Source organism: Rhodopseudomonas rhenobacensis (genome assembly GCF_014203125.1).
GTDB classification, from domain to species: domain Bacteria; phylum Pseudomonadota; class Alphaproteobacteria; order Rhizobiales; family Xanthobacteraceae; genus Rhodopseudomonas_A; species Rhodopseudomonas_A rhenobacensis.
The window spans coordinates 85,286-102,730 of the sequence record NZ_JACHIH010000014.1 but is presented as its reverse complement, the minus strand read 5'-3'; the positions used below and the strand labels follow the sequence as shown (position 1 = coordinate 102,730).

Genomic DNA, 17,445 nt, shown 5'->3' with positions numbered 1-17,445 from the left:
TCCAGCGTCAACGGATTGTTAACGCCGCCGCCCCCGCCGCGGCGAGCGGCGGGGGCGTTGCTGTGCGATGGCCGGCGCGCCGCGGCCGAACGCGGCGCGCCGCGTGATCAGGCCGCCCGCACGGTGGCGAGGAAGCGGCCGACTTCGAGCTTCAGCCGGTTGCTGTCGCGCGACAGCGATTGCGCCGCGGACAGCACCTGGCTCGACGCCGAGCCGGTCTCGCTGACGCCGTGCTGCACGTCGACGATGTTCGACGACACTTGCTGGGTGCCCTGCGCGGCCTGCTGCACGTTGCGGGAAATCTCCTGCGTCGCGGCGCCCTGCTCTTCGACCGCGGAGGCGATGGTGGAGGAAATCTCCGACATCTTGGCGATGGTCCCGCCGATCTCCCGGATCGCCGAAACCGAGTCGGTGGTGGCGGCCTGGATGCCGGCGATCTGCTGGCTGATCTCGCCGGTGGCCTTCGCGGTCTGCTCGGCCAGCGCCTTGACCTCGGAGGCGACCACCGCAAAGCCGCGTCCGGCTTCGCCCGCGCGCGCCGCCTCGATCGTCGCATTTAGCGCCAACAGGTTGGTCTGCCCCGCGATGGTGTTGATCAGTTCGACGACGTCGCCGATCCGCGCCGCGGCGTTGGTCAGGTCGCTGACGCTGGCGTTGGTCTTGCGCGCCTGCTCGACCGCATCGGCGGCAATTCGCGCCGACTCCTGCACCTGGCGGCTGATCTCGTGCACCGACGAGGCCATCTCCTCGGTCGCCGACGCCACCGATTGCACGTTGGTGGAGGCTTCCTCGGAGGCCGCGGCGACCGCCGTAGTGCGCTCCTGCGATCGCGCCGAGGTGGCGGTCAACGTGCTGGCCGAAGCTTCCAACTCGGTCGAAGCTGAAGAGACGGTGTGAACGATCTCTCCCACCGCGGATTCGAACGCGTCCGCGAGCTGGTGCATCGCCGCCTTGCGCTCGGCCTCGAGCTTGCAATCGGCTTCGGCCTTCTCGGCGGCTTCGCGCTTGGCCTTTTCGTCGAGCATCAGCTTGATGCCGTTCACCGCGTTGGCGGTCTCGCCGACCTCGTCGCCGCGTTCGGTGCCGGAGATATCGATCACTTCGCCGCGGGCCAGCCGATTCAGATCGCCGACCAGCTGCCCGAGCGGCCGGGCGATGCCGAACTGCACGATGCCGAATGCCAGCGCCAGCACCGCCAGGAACGCGCCACCGACGGTCAGCAATGTGGCCCGGATAGTGCTGACGACTTCGGCGGACGCCGCGTTGGATCGGGCACTCAAATCCTTGTCGAGCGCGACGGTGATCTGCGTCATGCGGTCGCGCAGCGCCTGGTTATCCGCAGCCGCCGCCCTGGTCAGCCTGATCGCTTCCTCTTTGTTGTTGGCGAGCGCCGCCTTCTCGGCGGGCGGATATTTCTTTGTCATGATGTCGTCAAACATCCGCGACACCTGGTCGAAATCTGCCGCGTAGGCCGGCAGCGAGGTCTTGGCGGCCGCGATGAAATCGACGAACTCCTTTTGGTTGGCGACGATGTCCTGGCTGGTCTTCTGCATCTCGGCAGGGTCGGTCTCGGCGATGATCCGCCAGGACAGCCGACCAAAATTGTAGGCGCGGGCGTTGGCGCGGAAGTTCGCCTTCATGCCCTGCACGTCTTTTTCCAGCATATTGGAATGCACCTGATCGATCTCGGACATCTTCGACGTCGAGTACCAGAGGCCGGCTCCCACCACGACGCTGAGCAGCAGCAAGCAAGCCAGGATCTTGTAGAGGATCTTCACATTCGAGAGTTTCATAGCGATTCCATTCCCAAGGCCCGCGCTTAACAGCGAACGATGCCCATTTCGAAGTGTTGCTGGGTCACACCGTTGGATCGGTGCGCAGTCTCTTCAAGACGCCTGACGAAGCTGACGCTCTCGTCGCCACCGATTAGGCGGGATCAATCGTTGGAACTTCGTAAAATTATGGGAGTCGTAACGGCAATTGCGCGATGCTGTTGTTAGTTCGGCAAGAATGATGATGAATTTCGGCGTCGAACACTCAATCAGTGCCCCGACTATCATGATCGCGCCCCGACGCGACGACGGCATCGAGCACGCCGCAAAATCTGCGTCGGTGATTCGCGCGCGGCAGACCTATCGACCTAATCGCAACGGATCATCGGGACAATGCGCGGTTGCGGGACTATTCGGCGAGATCCGCGGCGACGTCGGGCCCGGCCAGCGGCCGCTCTTCCATCAGCACCATGCAAAGCGCGGAGACCGACATCAGCGCCGCCGATGCGACAAACACGTGACGAAACGCCGCGATCATCGCGTCCGGCGGAATCGCCGCGATGGCGTCGCCGTGCTCGCGGCCGATCGGCACGCCGCCGCCGAGCGTCGCCAGCAGGATCGCGGTGAACGCCGCCACCGCGAACGACGCCATCAGCTGGCGAAAGAAATTCATCGCGCCGGTCGCGGTGCCGACCTGGCTGCGCGGCACCGCGTTCTGGATCGACACCAGGCTGATCGGAAACACCGTGCCGATGCCGACCGACAACAGCGCCAGCACGGCGAGCAGCAACGGCAACGGCAGCGGCGTCGCGACCGCCAGTCCGAGGCACATCATCGCCGCGAACGAATTGCCGACGACCGCCACCCGCTTGTAGTGCGTCCACCGCGTGGTCGCTCGCCCCGCGAACGCGGCCCCCAGCACCGACACGCCGACGATCGGAATCAACGCCAGCCCCGAGGCGCTGGCGCTCAGCCCGTACACCACCTCGTAATACAGCGGCATGCTCACGGTCAGGCCGATCAGCACGCCGATCGCGCAACCGCCGGCCGCCATCGCATAGGGCACCACGGTGCCGCCCATCAGCGGCAGCGGCAGGAACGGCTCCGGGTTGCGCAGCGCGTGCCAGACGAAGCTCAGCGCCAGCAGCGCCGCGGCGCCCAGCATCGAAAGGATCGTCGGCGACGACCACGCAAACCGCGTGCCGCCCCAGGTCAGCACCAGCATCATCGCCACCGCCGCAGCCATCAGCAGCAGCCCGCCCAGCCAGTCGACCTTGCGTCGGCGATGAAACACCGGGATCTTGCCCATTTTCGGCAGCAGCAGCGCCAGCGCGCCGACCCCGAGCGGCAGGTTGATCCAGAAGATCAGCGACCAGTGCAGATGCTCGGCGAACACGCCGCCGATCACCGGGCCGCCGATCGAAGCGGCGACCCAGACGCCGGAGAAATACGCCTGGTACTGGCCGCGTTCGCGCGGGCTGACGACGTCGGAGATCACCGTCTGCACGATCGGCAGGATGCCGCCGCCGCCCAGTCCCTGCAGGCCGCGCGCCACGATCAGCACGCTGATATTCGGCGCCAGCGCGCACAGCACCGATCCGGCAATGAACAGTCCCATCGCGGTGATGATGGTGGCGCGGCGGCCGAAGATGTCGCTCAGCGTGCCGAACACCGGCGCCACCGCGGTGGAGGCCAGCAGATAGGCGGTGATCACCCAGGACAGATTGCCGACGTCGTGAAACTGCCGGCCGATGGTCGGCAGCGCGGTGGCGACGATGGTCTGATCGAGGGCCGCCAGGAACATCGCCAGCAACAGGCTGAGCAGGATGGCGCGAACTTCGGCGGGGGTGAGCGGCGCGGCCGGCGTCAGCGGCGGCGCGTCGTCGAGCTCGATCACCTCGCCGGTCGGCGACGCGGCGCTCGCCACCGGCGACGGCACATCCTCGGCCGCTTCGCGGCGCTGGCTTTCGAACTCGGTCATGGGGAGAAATCGCACGAATTGGAGGTGAGGAGGCCAAGGCTAGCTTGCCGATCGCTGGCAGGACAGCCTGCACCGCGCATGGGTGCCATCCGGCGGTCGGCGCGTGAAGCGGATCCTTGGCGCGGTCGATCGGATCGCCTGCATCGGGTAGCAAATCGCAGCCTCGGCAACCGGCGGCGCGATGCGCAAAAATCAAGGGCGCGATGCGATGAAAGAAGATGCGCCAAAAGAAAAAGGCCCGAGCGCATATGCAGCTCGGGCCAAGTCTAGGGAGGAAACGCCCCAAAGAGGGGAACCGCGACGCGAGCGCCGCGGACAAGTTGGTTGTCTCATACTCACCGCGGATTTACTACCGCGATAATCCCTATTGGTATTGGTACGGAGGCGCCGCCGGTTCCATGGTCTTTGACGGAGCTGGTACCGCTGCTATCTGCGTAGTTACCGGCCGGCTAACCGATAGTCCGCAATTGCTCATCGCTGTTCGCCCAGCGGCGCGCGCGGCGTGCTGATTTGCTCGGTGCCCGGGTTTAGCGGACCTCGCGGCGGGCGAGGCGCCGAATCATGTCGCGCAACCATGCCTTGAATCTTCAGGAACTAACCGGACGATAATCGAACGGCCCGGCTCAGGCCGGCCGCTTCTTCAGCCGCGCGCGCTTCGGCAACAGCCCCGGCCATTGCACGATGTGCTGTTCGAGGTGTTCGTCGTTGACGTCGAGTTCGGTGCCCTGCACCCGGCCGCGCACCGACACCCCGGCCTCGTGCACCGTGGCGGGATCGCCGGAAATCAGCGGATGCCACCAGTACAGATCGCGGCCCTCAGCCACCAGCTTGTAGGCGCAACTCGGCGGCAGCCAGTTCAGCGTGCGAACATTCTCCGGCGTCAACCGTACGCAATCGGGAACCTGGTCGGAGCGGTTCGTGTAATCCTTGCAGGCGCAAAGTCCTGAATCGAGCAGCCGGCACGAGACGTGGGTGAAATAGATCCTGCCGCTATCCTCGTCTTCGAGCTTTTCCAGGCAGCAGCGCGCGCAGCCGTCGCACAGGCTCTCCCATTCGGGCCCCGACATCTGTTCCAATGTCTTGGTCTTCCAAAACAATCCCTCCTGCGCGGAGGGTTTCTTGGCGGGTGCTGTCATGCCTGAATGGGAGTCCGGAAAGGGTGTGATGGGCCGTTCTAGGGGGGATCGGCGCGCTCATGCAAGCGATTGCCGCAACGCCGCCGCCCCCGGCCCGGCGAATTTCCCCGAACTTTGCGAAAATCCAAGTTGCGCCATTGGTTTATCGCCGCCGCTCGGCTAAAAAGTGATTCAATCTCCCGGGCCGCCACATCGGCCTTGGGTTTGCCGCAACATTCCAGCAAGACCTCTTGCCGGCGCCGTTTTGCGCCCTAAAACGCTGCAACTGTTAGGTTCCCGGTGCGTCAGATCGTGCCACCCGACTGGAAGACCAAAATCCGGCACGTCCTGCTGGACGTCGATGCGCGCATCGATTCCACGCTGTTTTCCTCAGCCGTCGGCCTGCGCGAACTCTATGAGCGGTTCTCCACCTTCATGGACCGCTTCCACGTCGGACGTTGGAAGCGTTGGGTGTTCATCGAGCCGTTGTCGGAAATGGCCACCATCGGGCTGTGCGGACTGATCCTGATGCTGGCGCTCGCGGTGCCGGCGTTCCGCGAGACCGCCGACGACGACTGGCTGAAGAAATCCGACCTCGCAGTGAGCTTCCTCGATCGCTACGGCAATCCGATCGGCAACCGCGGCATCAAGCACAACGACTCGATCCCGCTGGAGGATTTCCCCGACAACCTGATCAAGGCGACGCTGGCCACCGAGGACCGCCGCTTCTACGATCATTTCGGCATCGACATCGCCGGCACCGCGCGCGCGCTGGTTACCAACGCGCAGGCCGGCGGCGTGCGCCAGGGCGGCTCCTCGATCACCCAGCAGCTCGCCAAGAACCTGTTCCTGTCGAACGAGCGCACCATCGAGCGCAAGGTTAACGAGGCGTTCCTGGCGATCTGGCTGGAGACGAGGCTGACCAAGAACGAGATCCTCAAGCTCTATCTCGACCGCGCCTATATGGGCGGCGGCACTTTCGGCGTCGATGGCGCGGCGCATTTCTACTTCAACAAGTCGGCACGCGACGTCAATCTGGCCGAGTCCGCGATGCTCGCCGGGCTGTTCAAGGCGCCGACCAAATACGCCCCGCACATCAACCTGCCCGCGGCGCGCGCCCGCGCCAACGTCGTGCTCGACAATATGGTCGAGGCCGGCTTCATGACCGAAGGCCAGGTGTTCGGCGCCCGGCGCAACCCCGCCACCGCGGTCGACCGCCGCGACGAGAATTCGCCGAACTGGTATCTCGACTGGGCGTTCGACGAGATGCGCAAGCTGGTCGACACCTTCCCGAAGTCCTACGTCGAGCGCGTATTCGTGGTGCGCACCGCGATCGACATGAACGTGCAGCGCGCCGCCGAAGCCGCGATCGAAGATCAGCTGCGGCAGTTCGGCCGCGATTATCACGCGACGCAGGCAGCGACCGTGGTGTCCGATCTCGACGGCGGCGTCCGTGCCATGGTCGGCGGCCGCGACTACGGCGCCAGCCAGTTCAACCGCGCGGTCGACGCCTATCGGCAGCCGGGATCGTCGTTCAAGCCTTATGTCTACACCACGGCCTTGCTGAACGGCTTCAAGCCGACCTCGATCGTGGTCGACGGCCCGGTCTGCATCGGCAACTGGTGCCCGCAGAATTACGGCCACTCTTATTCCGGCGCGGTGACGCTGACCCAGGCGATCACCCATTCGATCAACGTGGTGCCGGTGAAACTGTCGATCGCGCTCGGCGGCAAGTCGCCGAACCCGGCCAAGGCCGGCCGCGCCAAGATCGTCGAAGTCGCGCGGCGCTTCGGCATCAAGGCGCCGCTGCCGGATACGCCGTCGCTGCCGATCGGCGCCGACGAAGTCACCGTGCTGGAGCACGCCGTGGCCTACGCCACCTTCCCCAACAAGGGCCGCTCGGTGACGCCGCATGCGGTGCTGGAAGTCCGCACCGGCGCCGGCGATCTGGTGTGGCGGTTCGACCGCGACGGCAAGAAGCCGCTGCAGGCGATCCCCGCCTCGGTCGCCGCCGATATGGCCGGCATGATGAGCCACGTCGTCTCCGAGGGCACCGCGCGGCGCGCCGCGCTCGACGGCATTCCGACCGCCGGCAAGACCGGCACCACCAACGCCTATCGCGACGCCTGGTTCGTCGGCTACACCGGCAACTTCAGCTGCGCGGTGTGGTACGGCAACGACGACTACTCGCCGACCAACCGGCTGACCGGCGGCTCGCTGCCGGCGCAGACCTGGCACGACATCATGCTGGCGGCGCATCAGGGCGTCGAGATCCGCGAAATTCCCGGCATCGGCGCCGGCACCAAGCTGCCGCCGACGGCGGCCAACGCCGCGGCCAACGTCGCCTCGAAGGCCCCCGATACGCGGCAAGGCCCGCCGCCGATCCTGACACGTCGCGGCGCCGACATTTTGGTGCGGGTCGAAAAGATGTTCGACGACATCAGCAAGACGCTGAGCAAGACCCCGCCGGGCGAACCGGGCAAGCCGGTGTCCTCCACCTCGGTCGCGTTCCCGGACAGCTTCGCGTCGGCGACGCGCAGCGATCCCGCGGGTTCTCCGCCGCGCAAGAATTGAGTGTTGCGGTGAAGCGGCAAGAAACGGTCCGAACGTGCGGCTGACATTTTCCATCCTGATTGCGCTGATCATCGCGGCCGTCGTCGGCGTCGGCACGACGTGGATGACCGCGACCCGCGGCACCGATCTCAACACGCTGACGATCGGCGCCTGGACCGCGCGGCCGCGCACCGGCACCGCCGACGTCGACCCCTATGCCCGCGCCTCGATCGCGCGCAGCGGCGAATTGCCGATCGGCACCGGCGACGGCATCGCTTTCACCGCCACCGCCGACGACGACAAACGGCCGCTGGACGGCCGCTGCGACGTGGTGGTCAGCGGCGTGACGCCGGCGGCGCGGTTCTGGACGCTGACGCTGTACGACCCCAAAGGGCAATTGGTGGCGAATTCGCTGCAGCGCTACGGCTTCACCAGCCAGGAGATCGTTCGTAGCTCCGACGGCGCCTTCGAATTGCGGATCGCCGCCCGCGCCCGCGCCGGCAATTGGCTGCCGACCGGCGCGATCGAGCGCTACAGCCTGATGCTGCGGCTGTACGACACTCCGGTCGGCGTCGCGACGCGGACCCAGCGCGACGCGCCGATGCCTACCCTCAAGACGGTGGGCTGCCCATGATCAGGATTCTGTTCACCCTGGTCGGCGGCGTGGTGCTCGGCGCGATCGTGCATCTGGTCAGCGTGTTGGGGTTGCCGAGGATCGCCACCCAGGACGCCTATTCGCGGCTGACGCCGATGACCAAGCTCAACGCGGTGACGCCGCTGCCACAGCCGGAGCCGAACAACGCGCCGATGCCGTATCTCGACCCGGCGTTCGCCACCGCGATCTGCCGCTACGACCTGTCGGGCGGCCCGATCAAGCTCGCGGTGCCGGTCAGCCAGGCCTACACCTCGGTGTCGTTCTACACCCGCGGCGAGGTCGCCTACTACGCGATCAACGACCGTTCCGCCGGTCGCCGCGTCATCGAGCTCGACCTGATGACCGAAGCGCAGCATGCGGAATTGCCGGAAGAAGAAGACGTCACCTCGGCCGACCGGCTGATCATCGATTCGCCGAGCGCTACCGGGCTGATCGTGCTGAAGGCACTGGCGCCGGAGCCCGGCTTGATGCCGCAGGCGCAGGCCTCGCTCGCCGCGGCAAGCTGCAAGGTGCAGACCGAGCCGGTCGCGACCGCGGAACGGCCGAAGAAATAGCCCATGATCCGGGGCAGCGGGCCCCGGTTCTCCGACACAAACGTGTTCGCTATAGCGCTTAGAGTCTTTTCGAGTTGGATTGATGCGCTTCACTATTCCCAGACTGTCATTCCGGGGCGCGAGCCAGAAGCGCGTTCACGCGCGTCTTCGACGCGCTATGGCTGCGAGCGAGCCCGGAATCCATAACCCCTGCTGGGGATATGGATTCCGGACTTGCTCGTTCTTCGAACTCGCAATCCGGAATGACGGCCGCGTTTGGTTTGGATGCTTCAATCTCAACCGAAACGCTCTAGCCGCGCACGCTGAGCGCGACGCCGCGCTGCTGCGGCCCCCAGGCCGACGGCGCGTTGGCGTTGGCCTCGAGTTCGTTGATCAGCCGATCGGCGTCGGCGGCGAGACCGTCCGGCGCCTGCAGCACGAGACGCTCCAGCGCCCAGCGATACGACGCCACCCGGCGGTGCAGGCTTTGCTGCACCCACTGCACGATCAGCGCATTTTCCTCCATCCGCGCGACCGCGTCGGCGCGCTCGCGCGGCGACAGGTCGGGGATGAATCGCAGGCTGGCGTTGCGTTTCCTGTCGAGCTCGACGACCTTGGCGCCGCTCGACTGGAACGGATCGAGCCGCAGCAGATCGTTACGCACGTCGTCCATCAGCTGCGCGTAGCGCGAGGTGTGCGAGCGATGCGGCTCGTCGATCAGCATCCGGCCATAGGCGGTGCGGTCGAACACCGGGGTCTGCCGCCAGGGCGAAGCAATCGCGGTGTAGTCGCCGAACACGCTTTTCCAGGCCGGGCGCGAATGCGGCGGCTCGATCAGCGGATAGGCGAAGTCGCGCAGCGCGCGTTCGTTGTCGGTGAGCTGGAATTCGGAGGCGCGCATCCCGACGCTGCCGGTGGCCTCGGCGCCGAGCCAGCGGTGCATGTCGTCGCTCCGCATGTCGTCGCGGGTGCGGCCGAAATCGCCGCCGCTGCAGCCGACCAGGGTCGCCGTCAGCACGGCCCCGACCAGCAGGCGCAGTGCGACGCGGCTTGAAGTCACGCAGTGAGAGGATCGTCGGCCCGACATCGCATGCGCTCGAATCACGAGCGCGCGCGGCGCCGCCGGCGCCGTCCCGGCGCCGCTCCCTCTTCCGGTCCGCCGCCGTCGGTGGTCTCGACGTGACGCTCGATCCGGACCACCGGAAGTATCAGCACCGTCGCTTCTCGATCGCGCGGAGCCACGGCCATGGTTGAGCCCAGCCGACCCGAGGTCGCTTCCGCTGGAAATGCAATGATCGTGCCCATGTCAGTTCTTTCCGCGCCCTTCCCTGCTGATTTGGTCGGCGCACGGTCATTAAGAACAGGCATGGTTAATGGCCTGTTAACAGCGGGGGCCCCCTGGGAACTGGTGGTTGCGGGGATTCGCCGCGCCCCGCCGCGAGGAGTTCCCGGAACGTCGGCGGACGCCGTCGGTTCTTGCTGAAGGCCAATGAGCCACAGACACCGACAGGGAGCCCCCATGAACAGGATCGTCGCGACAATGGTCGCAGGACTGATTGCAGCCGGAGCGGCCACCGCGGCGCGGGCCGATCAGCCCGGCGCCGACTGGATGCCGGCCGAACAGGTCAGGCAGAAACTGATGCAGGCCGGCTATTCGCAGATCACCCAGTTGAAGGCCGACGACGGCCACTGGGAAGGCGAAGGTGTCAAGAACGGCCAGAAGATGGACTTCCACGCCGATCCGAAGACCGGCGCGATCACCAAGGAAAAACCCGACGACTGACGAGATAGTTAGCTCGGCCGAGTGATCGCCGGACGCGCCGCGTGGCGCGGTCGGCGATGCGGCGTGGGCGGCCTCGCGGGCCTCGCAGGAGTTAACGAAGCGTTGCCCTTAACGCGCTGTTAAAGCAACCGCGATAGGTTGAATCAAATTCTTCCCATCACGCGTAGCGTTGCCATGACCGCACCTCCGATGTTTCCCGGTTTCGACGGGCTGATGACGTTGTCGCGCCGCGAAGGCGTCGACATTCGTCCGACGTTGCTGCGGGTGCTGACCGATCTTTACGTGCAGACCAGCGTGCACAGCGAGGACGAACAACGCCAGTTCGTCGAGCTGACCTCGCGGCTGATCGACCAGGTCGACGACACCACGCGCGCCGCGGTGCGCGCCCGGCTGTCGATCTATCCGTACACCCCAAAGCCGATCGCGCAGCGGCTCGGGCTGTTACCAGTCGACCAGGAGCAGTTGCCGCTGGCCCGGGCCATCGCGCCGGCTGCCGCGCCGTCGCTGGTGCCGGACGCCGCGCCGGTGACTTCGCAACTGACCATGCAGCCCGGCGACGCCGCGCAGATCAACGACATGTTCTTCGCCGCCAACGCCAGCGAGCGCGCGCAGATCCTGCACAATCTCGCCGACACGCCGTTGAAGCCGGCGGCACGGATCTACAGCGTGCGCGCCGCGCGCGCCATCGCCGCGCTGGAGAAGGCGGCCTACGCCGCCGACACCGAAAGCTTCACCCGCGAACTCGGCGACGCGCTGATCCTGCCGTTCCGCGTCGCTGCCCAAGTGGTCGGCGATCCCGGCGGCGAGCCGATGGCGTGCGCCGCCAAGGCGCTCGGCATGCCGGGCGAAGTGTTCGAGCGCGTGCTGATGTTTCTCGATCCGACGCTCGGCGCCTCGGTCAACCGGGTGTACCGGCTGTCGCGGCTGTACGATCATCTCAGCGAACGCGCCGCACTGATCATGCTGGCGGCGTGGCGCGGCACCGCGGTCGCGGTGACCCGCGCGAAATATCGCCCCACGCTTTACGAGGACGAGCGCCAGCGCGCCCGCGCGACCCAGCCGCAATCGCGGCCCGCGCTACAGCCCGGCGTCGCGGCGGCACGGAGTTCGTCGAAGTAATTATGCGGCTTGTGGTGGTTCGGACTTCTGCGTTGACCCTATGGTCCAACCGACGACGAAGCCGTCATTCCGGGGCGTGCGCAGCGAAGCTGCGCGCGAACCCGGAATCTTGCTACCCGTTGAGAGGCCGCCGCGTCCGTTGCAAGATTCCGGGTTCGCTCGAGCTATCGCTCTCGCGCCCCGGAATGACGGCGGGATATGGAACGCGCAGCAGCCCGGTTTGAATATCGGCCGCCGCCGGTTGGCAAGTCGTGCTAACTCTGCCTTTGGCAGATCGCTAGCGCTTCGCCAGATCGAGGAAGTGCCGCCCCTTCTTGTCCTCGATCTCGACGATCCAGACGTCGGGGTCGAAGCGGATCTCGCGGGTCAGCCGCTCTTCGACAATTTGCTCGGCCACCGGCGCCGGCGTCGCCGCGGCAAACACCCGCTCGATCGGCCGGCTGTCGTCGTAAGCGGTCTGCGGCGCCGGCGTGTACAGCATGGCGTTGCCGTCGAGCAGCGCCAGCTTGACGAACACCGCCCCCGCCTCCTCCGCGCCACGGCGACGCACCGCGCCGAACACGCCCTCGGTCTGGCAGCGACGCAGATACGCCGCCACCCAAATGCTGCTCTTCAATCTCATGGAATGAGGTTACCGCGCCGCGCCCGGTGGCGGCAATGCTACTCGATCGGCCGGCCGGTCATCGCTGACAATTCGCGCACCAGGCGATCCGAGATCTGCCCGGTCACCGGGATCTTGCGGTCGCGCTCGAATTTCTGAATTGCCGCCTGGGTGTCGGAGCCGGCGGTGCCGGTCGGCTTCAACTGGCCGTAGCCGTATTCGGTCAGCGCGCGCTGCACCTGCGCGACGCGGCGCGACGAGGTGATCAGATCGCCGAGCGGATCGCTGCGCGTGGCGACCGGCACCGGCGCCGGCGGACGCGGCGCGGTCGAGCTTGCGGCGGCTGCGGGCGCCGCGGTCGACACCGGCGCGGTGGTCTTGGTCGGGCTGGCGAACAGATCGACGCCGCGGGCGTCGGCGGGCTTGGTATCCTGGGTGCGGCTGTCGACCGGCTTCAATTCGCCGGGACGCGGTTCGGCCAAGCGCCCGGCGGCTTCGGCGGGACGCGGCCGCGGCAACACATTGGCGATCGGCGGCGTCGCCGCGGGCGCGGTGAGGCTGCTGCCGAACATCGGCGACGGATGCCGTCCGGCCTGCATGAACAACGCGTTGGTGATGATGGCGATCACCGCCGCCGAGGCGAACATCCCGGCGATCAGATCTTTCGGGCTGTGCAGCAACAACCGCATCGCCAGGCCGCGCTCCTCGTCGGCGTCGATCGCCACCGCGCGGCCACGTCGGGAAAGCTGGTTGTCGTTTCTGTCGGCTTTCTTAGGCACTCTTCTTCACCTGATCATCCTGTCGCTGACTGTCGTTCTGCGCCGCCGCCGCGGGCTGCGCCGGATTGAGCACGGCGATGTTGCTGGTCTCGCTCGGCCGGGTGAAGGCCAGGGGCAGCTTCACCGTCACCGTGGTTCCTTCCTCGAGCTTGCTTTCGACGCTCATCTCCCCGCCGTGCAGCGCCACCAGGCTTTTCACGATCGAGAGCCCAAGGCCAGTGCCCTCGTGGCGCCGCTGATAAGTCTTGCCGGCCTGGAAAAACGCTTCGCCGATCCGCTTCAGATCGTCGGCGCCGATGCCGACGCCGGTGTCGCTGACCCGCAGCACCAGCCGCGCGCCCTCGATCGCGGCCGACACCGTCACGGTGCCGCCGCGCTCGGTGAACTTGATGGCGTTGGACACCAGATTGAGCACGATCTGCTTGAACGCGCGCGGATCGCCGGTGAGCTGCGGCAGGTTCTCCGGCGCGCGGGTCACCAGATCGACCTCGTTCTCGCGCGCCTTCAGCGCCAGCAGATTGCAGCAATTCACCAGCGCCGGGCGCGGCGCGAACGGCTCCGGCAGGATTTCGAAATTGCCGGCTTCCATCTTCGACATGTCGAGGATGCCGTTGACCACCGACAACAGATGCTGCCCGGAATCGTTGATCAGCTGCGCGTATTCCTTGCGGCGCGCGGCGCTGATCATCAACGTGTCTTCCTGCACGATCATCTCGGAGAAGCCGATGATGGCGTTGAGCGGCGTGCGCAGCTCGTGACTCATGGTGGCGAGGAAATGGCTGCGCGAGGCATCGGCGCGCTCGGCCGCGGCGCGCGCCAGGTCCAGCGCCTGTTCCTGTTCCTTGCGGTCGGTGACGTCGCGCATCACCGCGACCACCTCGGCGTCCGAAGTGGACGTGGCCGATTGATGCAGCGGCCGGCAGCGCATCTCCAGCCAGAGAAAATCCGCGGCATGACCGCGGCCGCGCTCGCTGCGCGGCACGTCACGCTTGATCCGGAACTCGACGCTACGCGCTTCGCCGCCACGGCCGGCATCCGACAACGCGGTGAGAAACGCCGGGCGATCGGCAACGTGGACGCGATCGAACAGGCCGTGGCCGAGCAGCCGCGCCACCGGCACGCCGAGCAGCGCCTCCGCCGCCGGCGACACGAACAGCACGGCGCCGTTGCGGGCGTGACGCGAGATCACGTCGCTCATGTTGCGCGCCAACAGCCGATAGCGATCCTCTTCGTCGTACAGCAATGCGACGCTGGTGCGGGCCAGCGATTCCGCGCCATAGGCAAGGCCGCAGGCATAGAGCAGCGCCGAGGCGATGCCCATCGCCATCAGCGCGCCGTGACTGGCGGTCAGCTGCGAAACCGGCAGCAGGTCGAAATGATTGAGCGCGATCAGCGACAGCGCGCAGCCGAGTGCCAGCGCCGACGCGAACGCCACCACGCGGCGCGACGCCGACAGCGCCGCTTCCAGCGGGATCACCACCAGCCAGATCGCCGCGAAGGATTCGATGCCGCCGGTGTTGATCGCCACCGCCATGATCAGGCCGGCGAGCGCCAGCGCCGATAGGATATTGGCGCTTTCGTAGCGGCCGGTGCGCGACAGGAAATACGACAGCAGGATCGGCGCGATCAGCCAGGCGAAGGCCGCGACCTCGAGCCCGGCGGGCGCGCCGTGGATCGCGAGATAGACCGGGAACGCCGCCAGCGCCGCGAGGCTGCCGAACAGCCGCGGCGCAATGAACGCGCGATGCCGCGCACTCATCAACGCGTCGTAGCGCGCGGATGGGTGCAGCAGCGTATCAAGACAATCGCGGATGATGGTCGACACGGTCACGTTGCTTGCGCCTCGGCTTGGTCGTCACGACTGACGCGCCGGAACGCCCCCTTATCGTTTGCGCCAAACTGTCAGACGTAAATTAAGCGAACGCTAAGGCAATCGCCGCGCATGCGGGACAACACGAGTTGTGCGCGGATTGATAAGCATTCCACCGCGCATTTGACGCGGATGGTGAACGACAGGTTTAGAGCGCGGCGCCAACATGGTTTCGAATTCGTGCACGGCGGCGGCGCGCGATGGCGCGACGGCAATGGAAAATTTACGCCAATCTTGAATCGAAGGCGCAACGACTGGATTTTCCGACAATTTGAAGCATCCGACTCACCAGCTATTCAGCGACCGCTGCTAGTTTCGCGGCGATTGCGAGGACAATCGCAACGGGGTGATTTGTCGACGGGGTCGCGTGATGTTTTTCCTGCTTCGCATGGCGTTTTGGCTTGGGCTGGTGCTCGTGCTGCTGCCAAGAGAGAAGACACCTGAATCCGACAAGCTGCCGCAGCTCGGCGCCTCCGAGGCGGTGACCGCCGCGACCGCCGCGGTGTCGGACATGAGTCAGTTCTGCAAGCGGCAGCCGGCCGCCTGCGAGATCGGCGACAAGGCCGCGACCGTGATCGGCCAGCGCGCCACCGACGGCGCGCGCAAGATCTATCAGATCATCATCGAGAAGCGCGGCACCGACGAGAAGCGCGGCAACGACCACACCGGCTCGATCGACGGCGTCGCTGACGCCGACGCAACGCATCAGGACACGCTGACGCCGGACGATCTGGTGACCGAATGGCGGTTGTCACCGCCGGAAACCACTGCCGCCAATTAGAGCATTCTGCGCCCAGCGCCGCCGCAACATGCCCGCGGCGCGGGCCGCCGGCCTTGCGATCGTGCAGCCCCGCGTGAGCGCGGTTCCCACGACCGCGCAAATTCGCAACTCGGCGTCGATATCGCTTTCGAGGTCGCGCGATCCCATATATCTGTCGGGTTCCATGCTCGCTTATCCGCGGCTCGTGCTGCCGCGACGGCGAGCCCGCGCAGCTGAATGGACACGACGCGATGACGATCGACGACATCAGAGAGAATTTCGCACTGCTCGATGAGTGGGACGACCGCTATCGCTACGTCATCGAACTCGGCCGCACGCTCGAGCCGATGCCGGAGTCCGAGCACAACGCCGCCAACAAGGTCTCCGGCTGCGCCAGCCAGGTCTGGCTGTCGCGCAAGCTCGAGCGCGACGACAACGGCGAGCCGCGTCTCAGCTACCTCGGCGACAGCGACGCGCATATCGTGCGCGGCTTGATCGCGATCCTGCTGACACTGGTGTCCGGCCGTTCGCCGAAGCAGATCCTCGAAGCCGAGCCGCTCGCGGTGTTCGACGAACTCGGCTTCCGCGAACATCTGACGCCGCAGCGCTCCAACGGGCTGCGCTCGATGGTCGAGCGGATCCGCCACGACGCCCGCGACACCCTCGCTGCCTCCACCTGATCAGCCGAGGCTAAAGCAGGATGACGTTGCTTCGAACCGTTATCCTGCTTTAGCTTTTTGATTGAGCATGATCTGTTCCGAAAATCGGTACCTACTTTTCGGGATCATGCGCTGAAGCCGGCGTCGTCGGCGAGCCAAGTGCGCAGCCGCGCCGCGGCGGCGCCGGTCGCCTTATCGTCGAGGCCGTAGTGCCGCGCCAGCCGATCCAGCGCCAGTTGCAGCACCACCTTGGCGGAGCGCGACGGCCAGCCGCGTCGGCTCTCGACCTCTTCGAGGCCGTGCAAAAAGCAGCACACGTCCATCAACAGCCCGGCGAATTCCGGACCGCAGGCCTCCAGCGCGGCGCGCAGCCGCTGCCGCGACGCGATCACCAGATCGGTCATTTCGCCGGCGCCGCCGCCGGGACCGCGCCGTCCGGTTGGCGCCTCCCAGCTCGAGGTGACCCGCGGCGTCAATTGTCCGCGGGTGAAGTCGCCACGCAGCTTCTCGCCGGCGATGAATTGCGTCGGCGTGATCATGGCGCGGCCGTCGCGGCCCTTGCGACGGGCGAGCCAGGCCAGCGGGCTCTCGCCGTCGTTCACCGTGACGCGCGCGAGACCCGCCGCGGTCATCACCTCGCGGCGCGACAGATCGAGATGTTGGGCGCGGAAGCCGTCGATGGCCTCGGCGATGTCGTCGGCAGGCTGCGCGAGCTTGGCGCTTGCGGGTCGGCGGGCGCTGCGGGTGCGAGTCATCGCCGGCCCTCCGTCGCGCGCTGAGCCGGCGCGGCGCCGAGGCCGCAGGCCCGTTCCAGCGTCGCCAGCCGGCAATCCATCCAGACGTCGTCGCGGCTGTCCTCGACCACGCGGCAGGCGTGCGCCACCGTGGTGCGATCGCGGCCGAACAGCCGGCCGACGGTTTCGAAGCTCAGCGCGAAGCCGACGTGGCTGAGATACATCGCGACCTGGCGGGCCAGCGCCACCCGCGGCGAGCCGCGCCGCGCCGCGGTCAAGAGGCCGGCGTCGAGCCCGAAATCGGCGGCGACGCAGCCCACCACGCGCTGCACGATTCGGTCGGGTGACGAAGCTTGGCTGGGCGGTGCGAGTGGAGCGGAAGAACGATCGGAGACGGCAGCGGCGTCGAGCATGGGCGGGCCTTTCTAGGAATATTTTCATACATCCTAGTCGGCCTGGCAAGCCCCGGGGATAGCGATCCTCGTGAATTTATTCAGGTGGCCGGCTCGCCGCTGCGGGCGAGCCCTGCCC

General features: G+C 66.7%; 17 protein-coding genes. 7 read left to right on the top strand and 10 right to left on the bottom strand.

The genetic code is table 11. The features are described 5' to 3' along the window. Positions 1 to 107: 107 nt before the first annotated feature. The 3 genes from HNR60_RS12710 to HNR60_RS12700 form a co-directional block, all read right to left on the bottom strand. Positions 108 to 1,793, bottom strand: a complete 1,686-nt coding sequence (locus HNR60_RS12710) for a methyl-accepting chemotaxis protein (protein WP_184257998.1) — start codon at positions 1,791 to 1,793, stop codon at positions 108 to 110. Positions 1,794 to 2,181: 388 nt separating this feature from the next. Beyond that, on the bottom strand, positions 2,182 to 3,753 hold the full coding sequence (locus HNR60_RS12705) for an MDR family MFS transporter (protein ID WP_184257996.1): 1,572 nt from the start codon (positions 3,751 to 3,753) through the stop codon (positions 2,182 to 2,184). A 623-nt stretch (positions 3,754 to 4,376) separates the two neighbouring features. Continuing rightward, complete coding sequence (locus HNR60_RS12700) at positions 4,377 to 4,889, bottom strand: YcgN family cysteine cluster protein (RefSeq protein ID WP_184257993.1); 513 nt, start codon at positions 4,887 to 4,889, stop codon at positions 4,377 to 4,379. Between the two features lie 279 nt (positions 4,890 to 5,168). Between HNR60_RS12700 and HNR60_RS12695 the strand changes: the two genes are divergently transcribed. From HNR60_RS12695 to HNR60_RS12685, 3 genes are read left to right on the top strand one after another with little or no spacing between them, the layout of a single operon-like run. Continuing rightward, positions 5,169 to 7,442 carry a PBP1A family penicillin-binding protein gene (locus HNR60_RS12695; protein WP_184257991.1) on the top strand — a complete coding sequence of 758 codons (2,274 nt, stop codon included), beginning with the start codon at positions 5,169 to 5,171 and terminating at the stop codon, positions 7,440 to 7,442. A 34-nt stretch (positions 7,443 to 7,476) separates the two neighbouring features. Then, the gene (locus HNR60_RS12690; protein WP_184257989.1) at positions 7,477 to 8,055 is read left to right on the top strand and encodes a DUF1214 domain-containing protein; all 579 of its coding nucleotides are present in this window, start codon (positions 7,477 to 7,479) and stop codon (positions 8,053 to 8,055) included. After that, positions 8,052 to 8,630, top strand: a complete 579-nt coding sequence (locus HNR60_RS12685; protein WP_184257987.1) for a DUF1254 domain-containing protein — start codon at positions 8,052 to 8,054, stop codon at positions 8,628 to 8,630. The genes HNR60_RS12690 and HNR60_RS12685 overlap by 4 nt, the downstream gene beginning before the upstream one ends. A gap of 289 nt (positions 8,631 to 8,919) precedes the next feature. On the opposite strand, the gene HNR60_RS12680 is transcribed toward HNR60_RS12685, so the two are convergent. Further along, positions 8,920 to 9,696 (bottom strand): hypothetical protein, encoded by a 777-nt coding sequence (locus tag HNR60_RS12680; RefSeq protein WP_184257985.1) that lies wholly within the window; start codon positions 9,694 to 9,696, stop codon positions 8,920 to 8,922. 14 nt (positions 9,697 to 9,710) lie between these two features. Next, positions 9,711 to 9,914, bottom strand: a complete 204-nt coding sequence (locus HNR60_RS12675) for a hypothetical protein (RefSeq protein ID WP_184257983.1) — start codon at positions 9,912 to 9,914, stop codon at positions 9,711 to 9,713. A gap of 214 nt (positions 9,915 to 10,128) precedes the next feature. Between HNR60_RS12675 and HNR60_RS12670 the strand changes: the two genes are divergently transcribed. Together HNR60_RS12670 and HNR60_RS12665 are read left to right on the top strand one after the other, a co-directional pair. Further along, on the top strand, positions 10,129 to 10,392 hold the full coding sequence (locus HNR60_RS12670; protein ID WP_184257981.1) for a PepSY domain-containing protein: 264 nt from the start codon (positions 10,129 to 10,131) through the stop codon (positions 10,390 to 10,392). 174 nt (positions 10,393 to 10,566) lie between these two features. Then, positions 10,567 to 11,511, top strand: a complete 945-nt coding sequence (locus HNR60_RS12665) for a DUF2336 domain-containing protein (RefSeq protein ID WP_184257979.1) — start codon at positions 10,567 to 10,569, stop codon at positions 11,509 to 11,511. 277 nt (positions 11,512 to 11,788) lie between these two features. On the opposite strand, the gene HNR60_RS12660 is transcribed toward HNR60_RS12665, so the two are convergent. The 3 genes from HNR60_RS12660 to HNR60_RS12650 are packed head-to-tail and all read right to left on the bottom strand — an operon-like array spanning position 11,789 to position 14,722. Next, entirely contained in the window at positions 11,789 to 12,133 is a 345-nt protein-coding gene (locus HNR60_RS12660) for a DUF1491 family protein (RefSeq protein ID WP_184257977.1), read from the bottom strand. Between the two features lie 38 nt (positions 12,134 to 12,171). After that, positions 12,172 to 12,891 (bottom strand): peptidoglycan-binding protein, encoded by a 720-nt coding sequence (locus tag HNR60_RS12655; RefSeq protein ID WP_184257975.1) that lies wholly within the window; start codon positions 12,889 to 12,891, stop codon positions 12,172 to 12,174. Then, complete coding sequence (locus tag HNR60_RS12650; RefSeq protein ID WP_184257973.1) at positions 12,884 to 14,722, bottom strand: ATP-binding protein; 1,839 nt, start codon at positions 14,720 to 14,722, stop codon at positions 12,884 to 12,886. Before HNR60_RS12650 ends, HNR60_RS12655 begins: the two co-directional genes overlap by 8 nt. A gap of 409 nt (positions 14,723 to 15,131) precedes the next feature. Between HNR60_RS12650 and HNR60_RS12645 the strand changes: the two genes are divergently transcribed. Both HNR60_RS12645 and HNR60_RS12640 read left to right on the top strand, forming a co-directional pair. After that, a complete protein-coding gene (locus tag HNR60_RS12645) occupies positions 15,132 to 15,542 on the top strand; it encodes a DUF5330 domain-containing protein (protein ID WP_184257971.1) in 411 nt (136 codons plus the stop codon). A gap of 230 nt (positions 15,543 to 15,772) precedes the next feature. Next, positions 15,773 to 16,201 carry a SufE family protein gene (locus HNR60_RS12640; RefSeq protein ID WP_184257968.1) on the top strand — a complete coding sequence of 143 codons (429 nt, stop codon included), beginning with the start codon at positions 15,773 to 15,775 and terminating at the stop codon, positions 16,199 to 16,201. A gap of 104 nt (positions 16,202 to 16,305) precedes the next feature. Here the strand turns inward: HNR60_RS12640 and HNR60_RS12635 are convergent, their stop codons facing one another. Further along, positions 16,306 to 16,935 (bottom strand): DUF6456 domain-containing protein, encoded by a 630-nt coding sequence (locus HNR60_RS12635; protein WP_210313490.1) that lies wholly within the window; start codon positions 16,933 to 16,935, stop codon positions 16,306 to 16,308. Next, positions 16,932 to 17,246 (bottom strand): helix-turn-helix domain-containing protein, encoded by a 315-nt coding sequence (locus tag HNR60_RS12630; protein WP_347339342.1) that lies wholly within the window; start codon positions 17,244 to 17,246, stop codon positions 16,932 to 16,934. The genes HNR60_RS12635 and HNR60_RS12630 overlap by 4 nt, the downstream gene beginning before the upstream one ends. Between the last annotated feature and the right edge of the window lie 199 nt (positions 17,247 to 17,445).

Bases quoted from the DNA above. Each gene is read 5' to 3' on its own strand.
- HNR60_RS12680 (WP_184257985.1), bottom strand. From the start codon at position 9,696: ATGTCGGGCCGACGATCCTCTCACTGCGTGACTTCAAGCCGCGTCGCA.
- HNR60_RS12705 (WP_184257996.1), bottom strand. From the start codon at position 3,753: ATGACCGAGTTCGAAAGCCAGCGCCGCGAAGCGGCCGAGGATGTGCCG.
- HNR60_RS12710 (WP_184257998.1), bottom strand. From the start codon at position 1,793: ATGAAACTCTCGAATGTGAAGATCCTCTACAAGATCCTGGCTTGCTTG.
- HNR60_RS12665 (WP_184257979.1), top strand. From the start codon at position 10,567: ATGACCGCACCTCCGATGTTTCCCGGTTTCGACGGGCTGATGACGTTG.
- HNR60_RS12685 (WP_184257987.1), top strand. From the start codon at position 8,052: ATGATCAGGATTCTGTTCACCCTGGTCGGCGGCGTGGTGCTCGGCGCG.
- HNR60_RS12670 (WP_184257981.1), top strand. From the start codon at position 10,129: ATGAACAGGATCGTCGCGACAATGGTCGCAGGACTGATTGCAGCCGGA.
- HNR60_RS12675 (WP_184257983.1), bottom strand. From the start codon at position 9,914: ATGGGCACGATCATTGCATTTCCAGCGGAAGCGACCTCGGGTCGGCTG.
- HNR60_RS12660 (WP_184257977.1), bottom strand. From the start codon at position 12,133: ATGAGATTGAAGAGCAGCATTTGGGTGGCGGCGTATCTGCGTCGCTGC.
- HNR60_RS12635 (WP_210313490.1), bottom strand. From the start codon at position 16,935: ATGACTCGCACCCGCAGCGCCCGCCGACCCGCAAGCGCCAAGCTCGCG.
- HNR60_RS12700 (WP_184257993.1), bottom strand. From the start codon at position 4,889: ATGACAGCACCCGCCAAGAAACCCTCCGCGCAGGAGGGATTGTTTTGG.
- HNR60_RS12640 (WP_184257968.1), top strand. From the start codon at position 15,773: ATGACGATCGACGACATCAGAGAGAATTTCGCACTGCTCGATGAGTGG.
- HNR60_RS12645 (WP_184257971.1), top strand. From the start codon at position 15,132: ATGTTTTTCCTGCTTCGCATGGCGTTTTGGCTTGGGCTGGTGCTCGTG.